Consider the following 18,050-nt stretch of genomic DNA (forward strand, 5'->3'; position numbering starts at 1 on the left):
ACGTCATTGCAGTAATTAAACGTGTTAATAGTGATTTGCGGGGGCTGTATACGAAAAAAGGCCGCACTAGGCGACCTCTTGGTTAGATGTTTTGCACTATAATAATGAAAGGGTTAGTCTATGCCCCATTGCAATAATAGCTTGATTAATAGTGTCAATTTTAGTTGAGTGTTGAAGATTAAAAAGCCGGGTGATTTCCTGCTTTTTAACTCCCATCTCTCTCGCTAGATCTGACTGTGTTAATTTTGAATCAACCAATCAACCAATCAATCAATCAATCAATCAATCAATCAATCAATCAATCAAAGATACTCACTTAAATACAAAAAACACATTCCATTAAATATTTTAATATTAATTAGCTTTTGTTGCTTTAATTAACTACAGTTAAATTGAATTTCAAAAACTTAGTCTATTAATAAAATTTAAGCGAGGTTTTTATGGAAAGGCGCCGTTATATAGTTTTCAATGTTAAAGGGTTTTCTAGTATATATAATGACTTTGCGGGGGAGGATATTCCTTTTAGGTTAACGCTAGAAAGAGCTAGCGGAGGGACAGAGGTGGTTAATTTAAATCTACACTCAAAACTTGACATGATGTTCTACCAAACACTGCTCTCATATTGCTATGGATCGCCATCTTTTTCAAACCCTAATAATTTATTAGGCCCTAAGTATCTAAGGGCTGGAATTTCGTTAGATGATAGCGGCCTGATTGGCTTTGATATGTCAAACAACATTGTACCAGACAATGATGTATATGACGATAATTAATAATTAACAATAAATAATCAACTTTCGATATTTAAGCCATTTGATACTGAATGGCTTTTTTCTTTAATTCATCTAATTACTAACTTTAATCATATAGATATGCTTAATTCAGCAATAAGCCACTTAACAATATCAATAAATTAAACCCACTCGAACTCATCAAACCCCTCAAAATAATCAAACATATATAAACCTCTATAGTGCGAAAAACCCCGCGATTGCGAGGCCTTGAATTTGTTTAATGCGACTAGGTATAGAAAGTCCATTATTAGAAGATAATAAGCCAATTTTATGCAAAAATAAAATAAAACACATTATTTTATTACCCTGCTAAATGCCAGTTCTGCCGCACTTTCTTCAATAAAACATTTACTAGCTAACTTTTCATAAAATGGCTTCCAATTTCGTGACCATGACGATTGGGTTAAATCAGGTACTAAGTGTTTTATCGCATTATATGCCACAGACGACGGCACCCGGTTGAACCCCTTGCCAGCACAACGAGGGCAATCTTTAAATACAGGCACGCCCTGCAGCTTAGTTTGAATGTCATCTAATACCTTACCTCGCCCTTTGCAGCGGCAACGGTGCGCTATTTGCCCTTTTCCATTGCAAGGAACACATAACTCATCCACCTTTTCATTTTCAATCCATGGCTCAATAACCACTGCTCCGTCTAGTCTCGTTATACCAGGATGTTTGACTACGTCCTTACGCTTATAAATAAGGCCCTTACCGCTACATGCTGAACATGGAAAAACTGAACCTGCTGAACGGGCATAATCTTCAAATGCCATTCTGGCCAGAACAATTAGACAGTAACCCAACTTTTTACCTGCAGCTTTAGCCACCAGCTTTGGTGTAATTTTTTTAGCGTATTGGGTCAATGCTTCCACGGTAGAAAATTTATCTTCTTCGCTGATATCATTCTTCGCTAGAAAGGCTGTCACACCGAACTTAGCTTGTGGTTCAGTCATCCCCATAGCTGCCATGATATCTGTTCCCGTTATTCGGTCAGGAGATGTACAACCTGCTACATTACCGAATGTAGGTGACTTAGGGTGAAAGTTTTTAAGTGTATTTTCGAGTTTCATTGGTTCACCACCTATTACACATCAACAATATTTTTTAATGGCTATCAGATACGACATGCGCGCAGCTCCATGACTTCTCTTTTGGTTTGCTCAAGCAATTCCGCTTCGGTACCGTGAATTTGCTGCCATGTTTTTGGGGCCGCATGAAAGCCGGTGCCATAGCTAGCGCGGTGATGAGGCGGGCATAACGGCAATACATCTTTATGACTAGCACGCTGCGCTATTCCCTGCCCTGTTCGTGTATGATGGATTTCCGCAGGAGTTGCCCCATACCCCATGTTTCTACAACAAATACAGCCGAGTTCTGCTACATCTGATAACCACTGCATCTCTTCTTTGTTCTTTGATTTTTTGGTCATTGGTCTTGCCTCTAGGTAAAATCTAATAACTGAGCCGCCGCATTTTCAGCAGCTTCTTGGGTGGGGAATTTGCGATACAGGATGGAGTTCCAAAGCACATCAAGCGTTGCTTTATAGAGTTCACTAAATGAAAAATCATCCATACTGGCAAAGCTAATTGATTTAGGAACTTGACGCTTGCTGCCATCAGGCATTATGTATGTATCAAAATATCCAGCTTGCTCAGTAGCCCAAGCACGATAAGCTTCAAATGACTTAGTCGCTGAAATATTGTGAGCGCGTTTCTGTGCTATCTCATCAAGATAAACATCAGCAGCGGATTGGAGGGCATCGTCGTTATCGGTGTAGTAAGCGAGGAATTTAACGTAACCGCATACTAGCTCTTTTTCTTCAGGCGAAATAGTGCCACCGGTTGGTTCCCAGTATTCATACCCAAGGTTAAGTAATGCGAAGTATTTACGATGGAATCGAGGGTTACGTGCCTTCTTAAAATCAGCATAAAGCACGTCACCACACTTGATTTTGGAATGCAAAAAATCTCTCGCAGCTGGATTGGCAGGTACAAGAGTGTCGTTAGACATTTTGATAAAGCTATGCTGTGCCATACGTTTCTCTCAGTAGACACAGCAAGTGTTAAGATTGGGTGTTCAGACCAATAAGTAAATTATATAACCAGTTAGTGTCATCAAACCTTATTTTTTAAGTTGCCTATACGATAGCAAACCAGTCTACCGCGGTTTAATTAGCAACATTACTTTTCTAAGCTGCCTATGCGGCAGTAAACTATAACTTATCATGAAAAAAACCATATTCAACAATAAATTACACCTGATTTATGAGAAATACCTTTTATACTTCAACACTATTTAACTTTTTGATTTTTAACCAATATATTCTAAGTGAGAAAATAAAGGGTAAAAAAGAGGAAAACAGCACATCTTGTATCCCCACCTAAAATTAATAGCGATATTTTAAATTTGAACTATTTGTAATGCTTTGTCACATCAACGTTAACTAAGCCATGCTACTTGTGCCTGTCCCGCTGCTCAGCTTTACCATTCTGACGTAGTCATTTCATTAGTATTGCCTTTTAATCGTCTTTTGGCGCTACGCACAGATCAACAATGTCAGCAATACAATGCGATATAGCCTCCTCTCGTTCATCTTCATTCACAGAATTCCAGTCAGACTCAGTAGTGCCAAGATTGGTACTTCAGTAAATACTGGAGCAATCTAAGTGGCTGTATAGACCATTTCGTTGTCGCTCACTGTTAGTTCTCCTATTTCAATATTTGCGTTAAATGTTCACTTATAGTATTTTCCGTACCTCAAATTTATTAAGGGAAATAAATAATGGAGTTGCTAAACGGAATTATTAGAGGCAAATATTCAATTCATTTCTTAGCCATTTCTTGGTATTTGATCACCACTTTTATTAGCTTTGTTTTTGAAAAATTTCCCAGTACAAATCCATCATACAGAATAGAGACTGTGCTTTATCTCACTGCAACATCTAGAACCCTACAGACTTTAGTTTCAGCTTTAATTTTAATAGGACTATTTCGACGACTAACAAATGATTTAACCAAGCTTGGCATTCTTTACTTCCTTACTATAACGGTGATGTTTTCTATTAATATTGCGACTCTTTATGACCTTGTTGGATATATCAATTCCGGTGACTGTGAAGTCTCATATTGGTGCATGAGAACTTACTTCAGTAAGTAACAAATGCGACTCTTTCTCTGGCATCACCTTACGTCAATAATTCAGCCTCTCTCTAATACTGCCAGTGCCATCTCAATATACGCTAGCATGCGTTCACTGTTTATTTTTTGATTTTTCAGTTGCCGAATTGGCTGACTCACCAATAAATTACGCTGCTCCAGCTCTTGATACTTTTCTGGCCACAAAGCACGATTGTGCGGTAACCCATCAAGCAAATATTTACCTGACATAGCTACCTCGTCGTTTTTTGTGGTTTTAACTTGGGTTGATAAGGTGTTTTCATTCTCGCCCTTGCTGCTACATGAAGGCAGTCGATATGACATTGTGAATAGTCACAACCATCATCAGGAAAAGTAGGCCTGTTATCATTCACGCGTAATTCGTGTGTGATAAGATCTTTGATTATCATGGTCTGCCTCTAATTTATTGATCAATGGCTTGGTCGAGCCTTGTTAACTGCTTAAAATGCGTTTGTGTTTTGTGTTCCTTTTTGAGAGTAAATTCGGTTATTTTTTCGCCCTTTAAAGGCTAATAGTTCTGCATCTCGTTGGTTTATATTTTTGATATACGAGTTAACCAATTGAGCATAAGCGGTACCGGTTTTACCATCACGGCTTAATCGTAAAATTATCTCCATCAATTTCACCTAAAATTACCACTATTAATGTAAACATTAATAACGGTTATACTATAGCTGCCAGATAAGCCTGACTTCATTTTTCAAATACTAAAATAAATGTACTAACTCACTTTTATTTCTAAAAATAATTAACCTCAATAAATAATCAACTAAATAGGCAATGAGTGTTACAAGAAAAACGAATTGAATTATATAAGAGGTTATAAAAGTATCCGAAAAAATAACGCTAAGCTTCATAGAACTATTTATTACATTATCACTAGAAAGCCAAACAACAATGTTAATCCAATATGGAATTAAAAAATAAACAGTTAATCGATATCTTTTACTGATCATTAATGACTTTTTTGATAAAAACACAATAAAAAAACAAAGCAGCACCAAGTATATAAATAAAGAGTAAGAGATTAATTTTATAGAGGGCATTATTAAACTTGAGTTAACCGAAACAGGATAGAATCGAAAAAAATACTCATGAACTAATTCAAGATAAAAAAACAAAACACTAAAGAACAGTGAAGCATAAGATATATGCTAATTTTAATTTAGCGTCATTCATAACTTTTAAATATTCCTGTAATTTATAAAACACTATTTTACAGTGTAGGTCATAAAACCTCTTGTACTTGGAAAATACAATTCAAGTAATTTATGCCTTAACGTCCATGGGTCTTCACGCATCAGCGAATTCGCTTCAAGTGAGCTAAAGATACCACCACTTTGCTTCAAAATAGTAAACACAGTATCTGAACACATAGCCCATCCAGCCATACCATGATCATAAATTAATTCTGTGATTTTTTCAGCTTGCGCCCTAGGTACTGTAAACTCAATCAGTTGAATATCTTCACTATCCCATTTTTGAAATGAAAGATAATCATTCCATGTAAACTCAGGATAGCTAAAAAAACTCTCCCGGACTTCTAGGAAGTCGATATGCTTCTATACTACCGAAACAATTATCAGATCCACATTTACTATATTCTCCAGAGGGATCATAAAGAAGCGCTTCTTCGCCTTCCCCTACAACTAAACCTGTGTGGCCTATTCCCCAGTTATAATTTATCATCACAAATATTTTTACTGGATCTTCAATTAAAGAATCTGCGTAGACATTAGGTGAGATAATGAACCTCCCCGCATTCGTAGCTCACGCTATATCACCAACGAAACCAAAGAAAATTATAATTAGTGCCAAAATATCAATTGTAGCACCACTTTTGTAAGTCATGAGTCCGTGGCGCGATACATCGTTAAGACTCAACTTATTGATGCTGTAGTTGCACATTATAAAAATGATCAATACACAATGCAGATTTAAGGATTCGTTATGTTAAAAGTTATCTATATTACGGGTTCATTAAAAAAGCGGTTAGCTGTTTCTGCAACGCTTTTTAAATGTGCGTTTGCTGCTCTATTTGGGGTTTACTCTATCAAAGCGGTAATGTATGGCCTCAAAGAAAAAGAAGACAAAGAGCAGTATCAAAAAATTGAAAGTTTATGTGACGTTATCGCCAAACGAGATGACGTTAAGCTAACTTACAGAGATTGGAAGTAAGCCCCTACATGGGGCTGGTCTTAATTGTTGGTAGTTTTATCTGTATTTTTTGTAGGCTTGGTTTTTGCTGGCGGGGATTGTTTTTTCGTTGTTGTTGATGACTTGCTGTTGGCAGTATTTTGCTTTGTATATCCAGAGCAAGTTTTTTTAGATTTACTTATCGAACCATCGTTACAAACAAACTTTCCATTCTCACAATAATTTACCCCTCCCTTACTGCCAGAACAGGGGTAATTTCTTGCATTAGCTGAATTTGTTAAAGAAATGAACATCACTAAAACTGCGGAAATGCCTATAACAAACTTTTTCACTACTCGCATCCTATTTATAAAATTTATTGAACAGTGACTATAATCAATATTTACGTTAAGTCTACTTGGAGCGAATGTTTTTTATCTGAAGAACGTGACAAATATCACTGTTATGAAGAATGACTATTATGAAGAAAGGATACTGTAATTATAAACAGTGCCGCCATTCCGCTGCCACTTTTGATTTTCGGTGACAAATTCCATATGCAAAAAAGCCACCTTAAAGGTGGCTTCTTTCTTTCCCTAACCCGTTGTTGTTCAACGCGGTTTTTATTTGGTGCCAGGGCGGGACTAGCAAATACTTACAACACGATGATTTTTAATAACTTTATTTTTCAACATAGCTTTAGTGCCCCTTTTTATGCCCCCACCTGTATTTTTATGGCTTTCTTATGAGCAAAATTATCGTCTCATTATACTATGATAGAATTTATTGCCAACATTGCAAAAATATCATCAATGGGAGTTTCATTGCAGATAACGAAACACCAACCAGAAATAACCCTACTCGTGTTTTTCACGACTCCGTTTCAAACGGAACTATAGCAACCGAAAAATATTTTTCATCTGATAAGTGTAACTCTTAAAGAGTTCTAGTTAATTTGCGTTCCTCAATATGAGGTGTACAAAATAGAGCTAGATAGGCTACCCACAAATAGTAGGTAGGTTTAAACTGCCCCGATAATTTCGGGTTAGCTGAACCACATATCTTTAAGAGTTTTAGTTGTGAGCTAGTCTAATAATATTGGGTTAGTTTAAAGAGGAGAAATAGCCTGTTTACCGTGAGCTATAAGGCTAAAATTTCAAGGGCGAATAAATACAGAGAAATACGTCATTAGATCAACAAAAAACACCTTATAATGTTGACGTTACGTTGACGTATGTTTTTTATCATAATTATCGCGTAAGCATTGATACAGCTAGCTTTAGTACACATTTAGTTATGATCAATTCAGACTTATAGAAAAATATTTATATAAGGGTGATATTTCGATAACGTCAAGCATATAGGCAAGCCCACCAGCGTAATGTCAACGATTTCTAAGACTTTAGATCAACGTAACGTCAAAATTGATGTGGCTAATGTCAATATTAATACTAACTTTTACTAACCAGTAACTATCTGCGCCCCTGTTAGCTGATAACCATTAAACCATTCATAACGACCTATAGCGGTTACTTTGTTTCCTTTCTGGCAGGTCATTAGCTCCAGCGCGTTAATATCGAATGCCACTATCTTTAATGGGTACGGGCTACGCTTGTCACTCTCAGCCTGAATAGTCATTGTGGCCATAACTTTACCTGTGGCTGTTTTGACTCGTTCAGGGGCTTTTATTACCGTTCCTGATGTGGTGATCCTGATTGATTTTGCTTTTCTCATTTCTGGTTTATTCATCTTGATATCATCACAATATAAGCTAGGGGTTAAAATATAATGCCAGTGGGACTCTGGAAGATCGGATAATAATTCCAATTTCTAGGGGTGATCTAAACGTTAATTTATCCATGATGATACGGGATAATCCCGTATGTATCTATAAGCTATTGATTATGCTTAATTCCGTTAAATCGACGGAATCAAAATATAACTGATTGATAACGCTTAATTCTGTCACAAAACCAGATTAACGCTCATTGGTCATCGTTTCAGTAACCAATGGTAATAGGTGGCAACGCATTGTTTTTATTACAAGTGGTCACAGTGACCTCTCGACTTGCCACAACTCATTGATATAACTACAAACGGTCAATTTGACCATCTGAAACCTTGGCGTAACCTTAGTGTAAGTTTCCATTTGCTAAAGTCCGTTTTCACTGGAAACTATTGTGGAAACCTCCCCGTAACATCCCCGTTTAACTTTGTCGTGGTTCGTTATTGCCGCTACCTATCTTTCCCTCATTAGTGAGGGCAACATCAATTTTAAAATAATGCGCTAACGTTTATTTTGGTTCCCTCGCCAATGAGGGTAGCATAGTTTAAGTTGTTGATTTCATGGGTAACATATATTTGCATCACGGTAACTTATTGATATTTATTCAGAGTGCTTATTTGCATTGTGGGATTAATCACCATCGGCAACCATTCCTGAGTGGTTACTTTTAGTGGTTACCAGAGTGGTTACTTTTATCTCGTGGCCATTATTAGAACATTGCCAGCCAGTAAGGAATCTCTCACTTGGTAGGCGTTCGCTTTGGTGCTGGCTTCGCCCATTTGTAGGTAGGTGCGGTCATTCTCCGCCTGTGCCGTTCTTTAGCCTGTATGGTCTGCGCTACACCTGTTCTAATCGCTAACATATCGCGTCCGTTGAGTGATTGTCCTTGCTGGTGGGCTAACTCCATCATAACGGCTTCTATTGCTTCACGTTGTAACATGGCTATACCTCAAAGGTGGTGTGATTATCGCTATACCTTAATTGTGCTGGATTGGAACAATCAAAGCCTATCAATCCACTAGCATAAAACATGCTGTTTTGCTGGCAACCAGAGTGGCAACCGTCAAAATGGCAACCAAGTTAAATCCGTCAAGACTAGTCCAAACTTATTACCCTTGTTTTGCTGCGTACCATTCTGCGTACTTTTACACAACATCATGATTTTATTTGATTATAACGAATCGTTAGAATTAAGCACGTACCTACTGCGTACCTATTTTATTTTGGACGGGGCTTATAAATTTATTTGACACGATGTCAGGTTTTGTCAGGTTCTCATGTCTGGTTTTGTCTGGTTCTGATGTCAACAATTGTCAACATTCAGCGGATAGAGTATCCACTAAAATATAGCCTTTTCGGTGGATACCAAAGCGGATACCTTACAATCATTATAGCAACACCATAGTACCACCGTGGTTTATATTAGTACCATTTCGGTACGTTATTACCGCGATTCTTTTTGATATCAAAATAACTACACCGTGTTTTTTTTGGATGATTAGCTGTACAGGCTAATACTTAGCTACTTTGGCTAAAGGCACTAATTTGTGGTTTTGATATGAGAGCTTCATTTCAAGCCGTCCTTAGTATCAAGGGTAGCATTTCAACTGTCACCCTTTCCGACTATGGCCATAATCACAATCGTTACCTCTCCTCAATTTTGAGGGCATTGTTTCTATTGATAAATACAGGCTCAAAAATGAGCCGATTGATTCTATTGATAAAATTATACTGCGCTCAAATTTGAGCTTTGCCATGTATTCAGTCAGTTACAAGGCGCAATAATACGCTTTGCTTGTTTTACAGTAAGTTACCCTAACTTTAAGTTATGGATTTATCCGTTAAATCCACCAGCAATTTTACATTTTCTAACCTGTATAACAGTGTTATACGCTGATATAATAAGCACTCACTGAATTAATAACGGACTATTATCATGAGTAAATCTAATCTTATTGCCTTCCGCCTACCTGCTGAACTGCAAGCCCTGTTTAATGATGCTGTATCGAACTCTGGCAGCGATAAAACAGCGTGGATAGTCTCAGCTATCAAAGAGAAGTTAAACCGCCCAGACAGTAATCCTGATGCTCGTATGCTGTCGCTGGTGGAACGCCTAGAATCGTCTGTGGCATCTTTGATTGCTGGTAAGGCAGATATCCCACCGTATACCTATAATGAGTCTGCTGTCGTTTCTGTGGTTAATTTGGTGCTGTCAGAGGGTATAGATAACGGTCGCATTATCGCTGAGCGAATTAACGAGGCTGGATATCAAACTAAAGGCGGTAAAGCGTGGGATAAGGATATTTATTCAGCGTGGAAGCGTCACAAGGATATAGCAGGAAAACTACAAGTTGGGCGTTAAGATATATTATCCTCATTGCTTGCAGTAATAAATCCTAAATCAGCGCCAAATGCTTCCCGAGGGAATCCTCTAGAAGATAATCCCATATGATTAAAGCTACATCCTGGCATGTTCGGTTTAGAGTCTATAAGGTCAGCAACTTGTCGAAGCCAATTTGAGTTTGGCGCAATGCGTTTAACTAAATACCAGATTACACAAACTAGTCCATAGATTCGTTCTTTTTGGAGACTGGTAGAGATCAGTGAATCAAAATAAGCTATTTGCGGAATCATTAAAGGCACATATTTACGATTCCATATTCTCGAATGATGTGCGCATCTATTTCGTAATATATTAAGTCCATTCAGCCAATTAGCAAATAGCCGTGTGTTATTTATACCGAATCGACGAGTGATTTTCTTTTGTAAGTTACCATTGAGCATTGAGTAATATTTCGACATTTGCCCAAAATCCCATGTTTCAACCGCAACCCAAAATGGAATTTCCTTTTTTTGTTCAATATGCCAATGAATACACTCATCTCTACTAGCTTTTATTTTTCCATCAAGAGCTGTTAGCCATTGAACAAATTTATTATTTGCCTCAGAAGTAAATCGAGGATTCATAAAGGAGGTTTTACGGTACGCAAGAGGATCTAATCGGCCTATTTCATGTGCGACAACTGACCTAATATGTATTTCTATACGCTCTAAGGCATCTAGCATTAATAGGCGAAGCTTTTTATCAAACAAATAGAGGTCATAAGCGCTTTCAAACGTTGTTCCTGATAGAAACTGATCTGTTCTGCGTGAAAGGCCATCATCACCAGTAACAATTATTCTAGCTGTATACCAAAAACCTGATAGCCGATAATAACCAACTTGAGTTAATTTTTTTATTGCTCGATCATGATCAGAAATCTGCATTCCCCTTTCAAGTAAAAGGCTTAATTGCTCGGCATATTCCTTATGTGGTTTTGCAGCTATCATCATGATTTATTTATTTTTATCTGAGCCATAAAATAGAAGGCCCGACCATGAGACTCACAAAGCATTTAAGCATGGAGAAACAGAGGATCGGGCTCAGTTGAGATAAAATTTACTACATAAACTGAATAAGTCAATAGAAGCTACAACACTAGCTTTACCTTAATCCAACTTTCACATACATAAAATTCAATATATAGATGACTTGAACAAATATACACACCACATATAGTTTAATCGGGATTACCTATTAATGCACAAGAAAAATTATTTATCTGCATATCGTGATATTAGTCGCAAACAAAAATTTAATTGTGCTTGTTATACTTAATATTAAACAGAGCGATATGATACGCCATTTTTTTGTAGTGATATGCACAATTCACCTCGACATATCTATACATCTCAAGCCACCAGCAATGACTAAATTTTACTGAGTTCAACCTGTAGTTTTCTGTAGTAGCAACTCTAGTTTTCCCTAGTAGTAAAATATCAATAGCGTGATGTTTCGTGAGGTGGTACAGCCTGAAATACGTTATCAAATGTTATCATCTGAATGTTTACAATTGTTAACATCCGACCAGTAATAATCTTAGGATTTCTTAAGATTTTGGCATTAGAAAAACGTTAAGAATTGTTAAGATTTAATGTCTATATTTGTCGCTAATTCAACCCTTTTTATGGACTTCGAAAACTCTTGCTACGATGTCCGAAAACTAACCGCTAACGTGTCCGATAATTCCGTCTAGCGTGTGTAAAAACTCCCGTCCTACGATGTGTAAAAACTATCTAACTGCTTTTGTTAACGTGCCCGAAAATCATCATTCATAACGTGTCACTAAATCGTCAAAGATTTACAGTCTTGTGCGTGTGCGCATACTGCTCCGTTAATCATCAAAGTTCACGCTGTAGCTTCTCAATAATTGCTTGCCTCACAAACTCCGCACGATTGCCCCTAGTCACTCTATCGGCTCTAATGTGAATATCTACCATGTCAATGACTGACTGCTCACACGTCACGATTAGGCGCGTTGTAGGCACATCATTAAAATAACGGTTAGTTTTCTTCTTGATTGTTTTCTGCATATTTGCCCCTCGCGCGTACTGGTATCTAAATCATCAAAGTTAACGCTTCAATTCTTCCTGAATATACTTAGCTAAATTGGGTAACGTTTCCTCAACACCTTTTTTTAGAAACTCTTTTTTAGCCGTTGGGCGTTTAAACTTCTGCTTAACTTTCGGGTCATGCACATAAGCGGCATAGCTGGCGGAATAACCAATACGCCCCGTTACTCGCGTACCGTTAATGGTGACTGTGCGAAACTGGCTATTAATCAATGTTGAGGTATCGATAGGTGTATAGATTGCGGCCTGTGCTCCAGCGTCGATAAGGAATCGCTGCATAGCACGTGATACTCGCTGCTCTACATGTTGGCAATATTGTTGAAACGATTGGTTGTTACCTCTCTTTTTAGACGCTTTTATCTTTATCATTATGTTGGCTCTCAATGTAAAGGGCAGGTTTCTGCCCTATTGTACTTTTCCTATCACGGCACTTTTTCAAGCAAACCACCGCTCCTTTTTTGGTCTTTAATTCCCTTAAGTACCATCGTCTCCATCATGTCTTTAAGTTTCTTTAATTGATCATCTTGAATCCCATTAGTTGTATTGATTGTAATGCTTATTTCTTGAGTGATATTCCCCCCGCCACCAGAACCGACGCCGATATCTTTATTCGAAATAACTCGCCCATTGTCACCCGGTATCATGTATTGCTTACCGGAGCTGGCTTTGAAGATTTCAGGCTTGCCATTTTCACCGACTCGGTAATATTTATCCGCTGATACTGGGCCGCCGCTTTCACGCCCTCCACCAAATGCCATGCCCACTGCTTGAGTTCCCATACCAGAAAGCTTACTTCCCATCTGCCCACCGGCCATCGCTGTTTGAAATGCCGTCAATCCAGTTGCCGAGGCCGTACCTAACGTTGCTATAGAGGCCGCAATTGCCGCCGGAGTCCATGCTGCCAATGCTGCCGCGCCTCCTGCTGTTGCTGTTGCGGCTGCTGCCATCGCTGATGCTTTGCCGAGCGTTTGAGATAAAATGAAGTTCTTCACCATCTCAACACCCATCTGAACAAATGAGTTAACCAATGTATTTAATATCGTGCTTCCCATTGAGCGCAAAGCATCTTCTGCTGACATGCTGCCAGTAATGATCCCTGTTAGCGCGTTAGAAGCATTTCCCGCAAACGAATCAATAGCGCCTGTGAGCATTTCAAAACCGAGATTTTGCTGTCTCAGTATTTGCCATCCCGCCTCGGTCATCTGCTTGTTGAATTCGTTCTGAGAAGCTGTCCTCAACATTAAATACTGAGCATCTGTCGCCTCTTTTGCGGCAGTAAACTGCTCGTGAGTCATTTGCTGTTTTGCATAAGCCTCTTCAAGTAACGCCTGCTCTTGATTGTGGAAGTTCTCCATCATCACCAGCTTTTTAGCTTGCTCATTTGCTAATGCTTGGATAGGGTCAAACTTGGCGCGGTTTTCCTCAATGTAATTGACTGAGGCATTAATTTTAATATCACTCATTCCTTGATTGAATGACACCATAGCCTCACGCCCCATGCGCTCAAAGTCGGCTTTATCAATGAATCCCTCATCTAACATGCGCTTGAGGGTTCTCACTTCCTCACCAAAGGTATGCGCTAGTTTCAACTCTGGGGTGACTTCCTGGGCCGCAATAAAATCATTCACGCGCTGATTGAGGTCAAACAGTTCCGCTGCCTCTTTTGAGATAGCCGCTTTTTGTTTCTCTGTTGCCTGTGCTCCTAGTCGCTGAACAGCTTCATAGATTGCCATTTGGCGGTTAACATCGGCTGCGCCACTTTCCAATAATCCATAACGTTTTTTCAGCGTGGCCAATTGCTCACTTTGACGCTTTATCGCTTCATTCGCTTGGTTGGCGGCTTTAGCTGATTTATTGCCTTTTGATTTACTGCTTAGCGCGGCTTCTTGGGCTTCACGTAACTTACGTATGGCTTCAATGGCTTTCGGGAGTTCGGTATTGTAGGCGGCTGAACCTTTTTGTAATCCCATTTGCATAAGGAGTAACGAGGCGTTGTATTCATCCAGTGCCGGCTTACCGTCTTTCATGCCAATTGTGAGGGCTTGGGTGCGTTGCTCAATCTCAGTGAGCGAGTTAGCAAGATTTAAACTGACCGTTTTATCAAACTCATCCGTTAATTCTTGGATTTTCTGTTTAAATATTTCAGAGTCTTTAACAAAGCCGTCAGCAATCAATGCCTTTTCTAGCTCTTTGATAGCCTGCTCTTTCTTAACAGCTGCCTCGCTGCCTAACTCCAGTGATCGGGCTACTTGTTGGTTAGCATCAATCACGCCTTTAGCTTGGCGTTGGTAAATTAATTCGGCTCTGGTCAGTTCATCCGTTTGTTGCGCTCTAACCTTAGCAATATCAGCGGCTTTGCCTTGTGATACCGTCCAGCGTCGAATATTTTGCTCACCTTCGGATATAAGTAGCTCATATTGCTGCTGTTTTTTAGTGAGTTCTTCGATTTTTTTAATGAATTCGCTACCAATATTTGGCTTTAGGTCTACCGCATCCCCGCGATCTTTCATTGACTGTATTGCTTTTTCAGAAGTAGCTAATTGGTTTTTAAAACCCTCAAGCTCTTGATTAACAGTCGAAAGACTTTTTTTCTGACCGTCTAGCTCTGTGGTTGTTTCCGCTATCTTCTCGCCTAAGCGATTAGCCACAACACGCGCCTGTTTTGCTGACAGTTCGTCGATTTTATCAATCCACTGATCTACCCTGTCGTTAAACTCTTTAGTGGCGGTGTCATCGTTCATGGCGTTATACAGCGCGTAAACACCTGCGGCAGCCAAAAAGAATACACCAGTAGGGCCACCTAATAATCCCACCGCACCCCGTAACCCTTGCATAGCCATAGACTGAGTTTTAGCGGCTTGGGCTGCGCGGTTATTGGCTGCGGTCACAGCGTCAGTTGTGGTCGCTAGTGTGGCTTTCGCTTTTTGCTCTAATGCTAATGCCGCATTTAATTTATGGGTTGCGTTGGCTTCAACTTCTTTCGCTTTAGCGACTTGAGCCTCAACACGCGCAATTTCTTTCCCTGTTGTGGCTAAATGCGTTTTGATTTTGGTTTCTGTGGCGTGTAGGGCGTTGCTAGCTTTGGTGACTCGTTGTAGATTTTCCTCACTCGCTGCCATTTGATAGGTTATTTCGGCATCCTTGAGCTGTACCGCCTGTCGTGCTCTCAGTGACTCTAAATCACGTTGCTTGGCATCATTAGCCGCTTCTAGTGAATAAACGTGCTCTAACGCTGCCTGAGCCGCTTTTAACTCGGCTTGTGCTGATACTGTCAGATTTCTAGCGTTAATGACTTCTTGGGAGGCTGCGGCTTGTAATGCCTGTGCTTTCATTTGAATAGCGCGAGTATGTGAAACCTCGGCTTGTGTAGCGTTAATCGCCCCTTGAGTGTGCTGTAAGAGTGAGGAGGTCGCACTGCCAATGTTAGAAATATACCCCGCACCTAATAACCCAGAGACATTACTAATTATCCCTGTAAAACGCGCATTTGCATTAGTTGCTCTATCTGTTGCGGCTGACGCTGCGCCAATTTGCCCCGTTAACTCACTCATTTGACGTGATAATCGGTTAATTTCAGGCATTTTTAACGCACTGGAAACGGCCATTGCTGTTTTATCAAAACGGTAAAAGGCTTTCGACGTATCATCAGCCTGCTTACCCATTTCAGCCATTTTCCGCTTTGTTTCTCTAATCGCTTTATTCGCTTCAAGCAAGCTCTCAGTCTCACCATGTATGTCTATTGTATAACCTTCACCGTGATACGTCATAATTGTTCCCTCTAATTAATGCACGGCTGATAAGCCACTGACATTACCGTCACGTAATGCAAAACGTGTCATTTCGCCAATCACATAAATACACTGATCTGTGATGGAGTATGGCTTAGTGAATACATTCAAATACGGGAGCAATAAATCACAGGCCTTACTCTCAACATCGAACGACTCACCACGAGACTTAACAATCGATACCGCATTATCAAATAACCCTGCCGCCAGCAACTCAGGGATCACCTCGCCTGTAATGCCGTTATAAGTCACTAATGTTGTTCCCGTTTCCGCTTTTAGCCCATCAACATAAATCTGAGCTATAGTGTTTGCTAACTGCTGTAACTTTTCCATTAGAACCCCTCACGCTGCAAGGCATCGCTTAATAGCCCTTGAATTAATTGGCCTATCGCTGCTCGTCGAATGAAAAAATCTTTTTCACCCTGTTTTTCTTTAAACTTTTTGACACGCTCTACTATCTCGCTGTCAATTGCCACTGCTTTGTAGGTTCTGCTTTGCTTACTCATGATTATTTATCCACCCTGTTTTTATATACACCACAATTATAATTCAGAGCAAAAAATAAACAACAAAATTTATCCACAAATAGATATAAATATAGAAATATTTTCTATTATTTTTATTTAACTTAGAATCAAGACAACAAAAAACCGACTCAAGGTCGGCTTTTTTCTTGGTAGGTATTATTTTATTGGCTTTGTGAAGTCGGTCAGGATGGCTAATTTATTATCAATTTTTCTAGTGCCTATTGATACCGATGCCTTATATCCTTCCTTTTCATATTCAGATTTAATTGTGCTACATCCTAGCTTGTCTAAACAGGCAAAAAAATCATACTCGTTATCAATTCTTATAATTTTACTAACAGGCTCACCATAAACTAATGCTAGTTTAGACTCAACGCTGCTAAACCTATCCAACACTATATTTTTATTTACTTTTTCTAACTCCTCTGAGTGTACTACCTGAACTAATCCTAGTTCATGATCAAATATAATTACTGTTTTTCCTTTAGTATTATCTGGAGTATCTGATAACACACATGTTATTCCGCTACACTCACTAACTCCCTCAAGATTTAAAGCCTTCACTTCTTCCATGCTTTGCCCCCACTTAAATCCGTAGGGTGCTGGTGGACTGTTATCACATCCTGATAGAAACAAAGCCAATAGAGCCGTTATCATAATTTTTTTCATTTGGTGATCCCTTTAGTTGATAAGGCCAATTATACATAACCGCCTCGGCTTATGCTCTGGCGGTGTTCAATTAATGGCTATAACGCCTTGCTAGGGCTTTTCCTGCTATTTGGATTTGGTCAGGCTGACCTGTGATAATTGTTCGCTTAAAGATAAAACCGTATGTTTTGATTTCTACATCGGCTTTTCTCGTTACCGATTCAAGGGCATACCTCAAATTATCTTTCTCTAAAATCGTATAAGCCAACTCAATAATATCTTGACCTTCTTCATGTCGATACGTGATTTTCATCATTCACCCCGTGTTACTTTTTATTCCATTCCACCAGCGTTTGTTCTGCTATGGCTTGCTGTTCTGGCGTGATTTCTCCGTTAGGCTGTCCGTGCATATCAAACCGATTGCCGCCCAAGATAAGAGCCTTTAAATATACCTTACGATTGATATAAGCGTGTAGCCCTTGTTTTATTTGCCCCTCTGGGATATTCAGCCCTTTATCTTTAACCTCAGCAATCATAGCTTCCTTGATGCCAATCATTAGCGGCTTAGCTTCTGGCTCACTAAATAGCGTCCAGTGCTTCGCTATACGGTCGATACGGTGTTGTTTCTTCTTCGCGTGAATATCTGCCTTATTTTTCTTTTTCGGTTGCTGTGGGGCTTCCTGTGGCGTTTTGGTGTTATTTCCTTTTTTTAGCGATAAGATAGCTCTAGTCATTTACT

General features: G+C 39.2%; 22 protein-coding genes and 1 pseudogene. 4 read left to right on the top strand and 19 right to left on the bottom strand.

The features are described from left to right. Positions 1–96 precede the first annotated feature (96 nt). Complete coding sequence (locus P2E05_RS21940; protein WP_120752678.1) at positions 97–216, bottom strand: hypothetical protein; 120 nt, start codon at positions 214–216, stop codon at positions 97–99. A 224-nt stretch (positions 217–440) separates the two neighbouring features. On the opposite strand from P2E05_RS21940, the gene P2E05_RS12110 reads away from it, so the two are divergent. Further along, positions 441–773, top strand: coding sequence for a hypothetical protein (locus P2E05_RS12110; RefSeq protein ID WP_163862133.1), 333 nt, complete (start codon positions 441–443; stop codon positions 771–773). 314 nt (positions 774–1,087) lie between these two features. Here P2E05_RS12110 and P2E05_RS12115 read toward each other — a convergent pair whose 3' ends face one another. From P2E05_RS12115 to P2E05_RS12140, 6 genes are all read right to left on the bottom strand, one after another. Next, on the bottom strand, positions 1,088–1,867 hold the full coding sequence (locus P2E05_RS12115) for an antitermination protein (RefSeq protein WP_272657429.1): 780 nt from the start codon (positions 1,865–1,867) through the stop codon (positions 1,088–1,090). 44 nt (positions 1,868–1,911) lie between these two features. Further along, positions 1,912–2,226: a Ref family recombination enhancement nuclease gene (locus P2E05_RS12120; RefSeq protein WP_272657430.1), complete on the bottom strand. Its 315-nt coding sequence runs from the start codon at positions 2,224–2,226 to the stop codon at positions 1,912–1,914. Positions 2,227–2,237: 11 nt separating this feature from the next. Beyond that, complete coding sequence (locus tag P2E05_RS12125) at positions 2,238–2,831, bottom strand: DUF1367 family protein (RefSeq protein ID WP_272657432.1); 594 nt, start codon at positions 2,829–2,831, stop codon at positions 2,238–2,240. A gap of 1,164 nt (positions 2,832–3,995) precedes the next feature. After that, on the bottom strand, positions 3,996–4,184 hold the full coding sequence (locus P2E05_RS12130; RefSeq protein WP_230085920.1) for a hypothetical protein: 189 nt from the start codon (positions 4,182–4,184) through the stop codon (positions 3,996–3,998). Positions 4,185–4,414: 230 nt separating this feature from the next. Further along, entirely contained in the window at positions 4,415–4,591 is a 177-nt protein-coding gene (locus P2E05_RS12135; RefSeq protein WP_195848194.1) for a hypothetical protein, read from the bottom strand. A 594-nt stretch (positions 4,592–5,185) separates the two neighbouring features. After that, positions 5,186–5,365, bottom strand: coding sequence for a hypothetical protein (locus P2E05_RS12140; RefSeq protein WP_272657433.1), 180 nt, complete (start codon positions 5,363–5,365; stop codon positions 5,186–5,188). Between the two features lie 370 nt (positions 5,366–5,735). On the opposite strand from P2E05_RS12140, the pseudogene P2E05_RS12145 reads away from it, so the two are divergent. Both P2E05_RS12145 and P2E05_RS12150 read left to right on the top strand, forming a co-directional pair. Next, positions 5,736–5,915: pseudogene (locus P2E05_RS12145) on the top strand (ogr/Delta-like zinc finger family protein). Positions 5,916–5,924: 9 nt separating this feature from the next. Further along, positions 5,925–6,152: a hypothetical protein gene (locus P2E05_RS12150; RefSeq protein ID WP_196712986.1), complete on the top strand. Its 228-nt coding sequence runs from the start codon at positions 5,925–5,927 to the stop codon at positions 6,150–6,152. A 20-nt stretch (positions 6,153–6,172) separates the two neighbouring features. On the opposite strand, the gene P2E05_RS12155 is transcribed toward P2E05_RS12150, so the two are convergent. The 3 genes from P2E05_RS12155 to P2E05_RS12165 form a co-directional block, all read right to left on the bottom strand. Then, positions 6,173–6,463 (bottom strand): hypothetical protein, encoded by a 291-nt coding sequence (locus P2E05_RS12155; RefSeq protein ID WP_249998971.1) that lies wholly within the window; start codon positions 6,461–6,463, stop codon positions 6,173–6,175. Between the two features lie 1,108 nt (positions 6,464–7,571). After that, positions 7,572–7,859 (bottom strand): hypothetical protein, encoded by a 288-nt coding sequence (locus tag P2E05_RS12160; protein WP_276122758.1) that lies wholly within the window; start codon positions 7,857–7,859, stop codon positions 7,572–7,574. 776 nt (positions 7,860–8,635) lie between these two features. Beyond that, positions 8,636–8,836, bottom strand: coding sequence for a hypothetical protein (locus tag P2E05_RS12165; protein WP_276122759.1), 201 nt, complete (start codon positions 8,834–8,836; stop codon positions 8,636–8,638). Positions 8,837–9,832: 996 nt separating this feature from the next. Here P2E05_RS12165 and P2E05_RS12170 point away from each other — a divergent pair. Beyond that, complete coding sequence (locus P2E05_RS12170) at positions 9,833–10,258, top strand: hypothetical protein (RefSeq protein ID WP_195698543.1); 426 nt, start codon at positions 9,833–9,835, stop codon at positions 10,256–10,258. On the opposite strand, the gene P2E05_RS12175 is transcribed toward P2E05_RS12170, so the two are convergent. The 9 genes from P2E05_RS12175 to P2E05_RS12215 form a co-directional block, all read right to left on the bottom strand. Then, positions 10,255–11,229 carry an Abi family protein gene (locus P2E05_RS12175; protein ID WP_336298347.1) on the bottom strand — a complete coding sequence of 325 codons (975 nt, stop codon included), beginning with the start codon at positions 11,227–11,229 and terminating at the stop codon, positions 10,255–10,257. The genes P2E05_RS12170 and P2E05_RS12175 overlap by 4 nt on opposite strands. An 888-nt stretch (positions 11,230–12,117) precedes the next feature. Then, positions 12,118–12,309 (bottom strand): hypothetical protein, encoded by a 192-nt coding sequence (locus tag P2E05_RS21680; protein ID WP_004255159.1) that lies wholly within the window; start codon positions 12,307–12,309, stop codon positions 12,118–12,120. A 39-nt stretch (positions 12,310–12,348) separates the two neighbouring features. Beyond that, on the bottom strand, positions 12,349–12,717 hold the full coding sequence (locus P2E05_RS12185) for an HK97 gp10 family phage protein (protein WP_276122760.1): 369 nt from the start codon (positions 12,715–12,717) through the stop codon (positions 12,349–12,351). 53 nt (positions 12,718–12,770) lie between these two features. Continuing rightward, positions 12,771–16,115 carry a hypothetical protein gene (locus tag P2E05_RS12190; protein ID WP_276122761.1) on the bottom strand — a complete coding sequence of 1,115 codons (3,345 nt, stop codon included), beginning with the start codon at positions 16,113–16,115 and terminating at the stop codon, positions 12,771–12,773. Positions 16,116–16,130: 15 nt separating this feature from the next. Further along, entirely contained in the window at positions 16,131–16,469 is a 339-nt protein-coding gene (locus P2E05_RS12195) for a hypothetical protein (RefSeq protein ID WP_154632356.1), read from the bottom strand. Beyond that, positions 16,469–16,642: a 3-hydroxybutyryl-CoA dehydrogenase gene (locus tag P2E05_RS12200; protein WP_154632357.1), complete on the bottom strand. Its 174-nt coding sequence runs from the start codon at positions 16,640–16,642 to the stop codon at positions 16,469–16,471. The genes P2E05_RS12195 and P2E05_RS12200 overlap by 1 nt, the downstream gene beginning before the upstream one ends. 177 nt (positions 16,643–16,819) lie before the next feature. Next, positions 16,820–17,332, bottom strand: coding sequence for a hypothetical protein (locus P2E05_RS12205; RefSeq protein ID WP_276122762.1), 513 nt, complete (start codon positions 17,330–17,332; stop codon positions 16,820–16,822). Positions 17,333–17,402: 70 nt separating this feature from the next. Then, positions 17,403–17,627, bottom strand: a complete 225-nt coding sequence (locus P2E05_RS12210; RefSeq protein WP_240105952.1) for a tryptophan synthase subunit alpha — start codon at positions 17,625–17,627, stop codon at positions 17,403–17,405. A gap of 10 nt (positions 17,628–17,637) precedes the next feature. Beyond that, positions 17,638–18,045 carry a ProQ/FINO family protein gene (locus P2E05_RS12215; RefSeq protein WP_276122763.1) on the bottom strand — a complete coding sequence of 136 codons (408 nt, stop codon included), beginning with the start codon at positions 18,043–18,045 and terminating at the stop codon, positions 17,638–17,640. Positions 18,046–18,050: the final 5 nt, after the last annotated feature.

Source organism: Providencia stuartii (assembly GCF_029277985.1).
GTDB lineage: Bacteria > Pseudomonadota > Gammaproteobacteria > Enterobacterales > Enterobacteriaceae > Providencia > Providencia zhejiangensis.